Origin of the sequence: Capnocytophaga sp. oral taxon 326 str. F0382, from assembly GCF_000318295.1 — a bacterium.
GTDB classification, from domain to species: Bacteria; Bacteroidota; Bacteroidia; order Flavobacteriales; family Flavobacteriaceae; genus Capnocytophaga; species Capnocytophaga periodontitidis.
The window spans coordinates 1-1547 of record NZ_KB291448.1; the positions used below are offsets into that span (position 1 = coordinate 1).

The 1547-nt window shown below is 31.3% G+C and carries 1 protein-coding gene and 1 pseudogene; both read right to left on the reverse strand.

Going from position 1 to position 1547, the window contains the following annotated elements; all coding sequences use genetic code 11:
* Nucleotides 1-48: 48 nt before the first annotated feature.
* Nucleotides 49-609, reverse strand: coding sequence for a calycin-like domain-containing protein (locus HMPREF9073_RS11695; RefSeq protein WP_009413987.1), 561 nt, complete (start codon nt 607-609; stop codon nt 49-51).
* A 19-nt stretch (nt 610-628) separates the two neighbouring features.
* A pseudogene (locus HMPREF9073_RS11700) lies at nt 629-1547 on the reverse strand (hypothetical protein); the annotation flags it as partial.

Below are 1547 nucleotides of genomic sequence, written 5' to 3' on the forward strand. Positions count from 1 at the left end.
GCCCCCTCAAGAAAAACTTTTAGGACAGCCCCTTAAAGTTACTACTTTTTAGTAAGTATCAAAATGTACAGAAGCATCAAAATTTACAAATAAAAGATAGGTTCCGCTACTTTCCAAAGTAAATTCTACTTTTGTCGCATTATCTTTCTTAAAGAATTTACCTCTAATATTGGCAGGGTAATCAGTCAACAGTAAGTTTACTCCATTAGAAAAGCTTCCTGAAAAAGTACCGTCACTATTTAATGTGATACCCTTAACGTTGATAGTTAGTTTAGCAGGCATTCTTCCTACTTTAAAAGCATCAACACTTAGGTTAAACTTGTTATTGCCGTTTTTGGTGATATTTACCGTTCTATCAGAAACAGAGTCCTTATTTTCTCCGTTCATCTTTACTTGGTTAATTTCACCTTTGTAATTTCCCACTACACTATCTACAGTGAAGTTAGAATTAACAGAGGGATGTTCGCTAACAACTGTCGTCTCATTAGCGTTTTGTGAGTTCCCTTCATTAGCTGGATGATCAGCAATGTTCGCCTCTTCTTTTTGGCATCCTACTAATGCCATTCCTAAGATAGCTACAAAAGCTATCGATTTAAATAAATTTGACATAGTTATTAAATTTAGATAATTACTTTTTATGTTTAGAGTTTCCGAATCTAAGTTTTACGATTTCGTTAAGAGTTAGTGCTTTATTGTTAGTTTTATTTAAAAAACTTCGGTTGTGGATGGAAGGTCGGCCACTTTCATTATTGGTGTCAGTATAGTCATAAATTTCTGAATCCTCTAATAAATTATCTACAAAATTGTATGAAGTTGTAATTCTATTATTAGGAAGATATTTTTGGATAAAAGCTTTTGTTTCCTCTTTGTCGTATATATCTTTTGTAATAGTTAAAATTAATTTTCCAAACTGACCTTCTTTTTCTTTATTTCCTCCTATTGTAAAATATTTAATATCAGCAGGATATATAATTTTAGTAGTTGCTGGTATTTTAGCTAATTGAAGAGAAGAAAAAACTTGTATTTTACTTAAATCAATAGTAGAAGTAAGCTTAGGTAATTCTAAAAGAGAGATTGCAAATATTGAAATAGGAGAAACGGTACTTTTAGAAACATCAGGCAAGGTAAAAGTTTTTAAATTAGGGCAATCTGCAATTATAATAAAATCACCTACAAAACCCAAATGACTTGTTTCTCCTCGTTGCATAATTTTTTTAGAGGCTGATAAATTGACATTAGTAATACCTTTATTATGAACAGCCCAAAAAGCAAAAAGATCTTCTGCTCTGGTTAAGTTTAGGTTAGGTGTACTAACCCCATAGAGGACAACACTTCCTGTTTTGGGTGATATCTTTAAATTATCCACTACAAAATTTTCATCAGGTAAGGTTCGTATTTCTACATCTCCGCGAAATAAAGGATTATTTGTAATAAAAATAATGCCTTCTAAGTTTTTAAGGTTAGCAAATTCAGGCTCATTATAACCTTCTTCACCTTTTAATATTTTTACAGCATTAGCTCTTTCATCTACTTTTATACTCTTGCTA

Coding starts and splice junctions, on each gene's coding strand:
- HMPREF9073_RS11695 (WP_009413987.1), bottom strand. CDS start 609: ATGTCAAATTTATTTAAATCGATAGCTTTTGTAGCTATCTTAGGAATG.